Here is a 432-nt window from a genome sequence, read left to right as displayed (position 1 = left end):
GGTATGGGCGAACACGGAACTATCGATCTGCTTGAAAGCCCCTGAAACCGTACGGCGCAGCTCGCCTGTCAGGCCTTCAGGGCCTGTTCCAGTTGCGCCTTGTTCATGCGGGAACGTCCCTTGATTCCGCGCTGGCGTGCTTCATTGCGTAGCTGCTGCACAGTCCGACCGCCCGCGCCGCTGTGCGAGCGCAGGCCTCCGCGCCGGGCGGAAGACATGTCGTTCAGGGATGACGGACTGGCCTCCGTGGATTCTCCGTGTCGGGCGCGCTCCTTGTTGACCACGCGCGCGGCGATTTCCTTAGCCAAGGGTGCCGGCTTTCCATGGTCCAACAGGCTTTCCTTGATGTGCAAGTATTGACGTTCGCGTTTGGCGTTCCAGGCAGATTTGGGCATGAGGGCTCCTCCAGGGTGTCAGTGGTGCCATTGGACC

1 protein-coding gene is annotated in these 432 nt (G+C 62.0%); it reads right to left on the bottom strand.

Translation table 11 applies throughout. The features are described 5' to 3' along the window. Positions 1–68: 68 nt before the first annotated feature. Positions 69–395, bottom strand: a complete 327-nt coding sequence (locus AC1D1Y_RS26495) for a plasmid stabilization protein (RefSeq protein WP_477684968.1) — start codon at positions 393–395, stop codon at positions 69–71. Between the last annotated feature and the right edge of the window lie 37 nt (positions 396–432).

Source organism: Polaromonas sp. P1_G1 (assembly GCF_056405595.1).
This window is presented reverse-complemented; position numbering and strand designations above follow the sequence as displayed.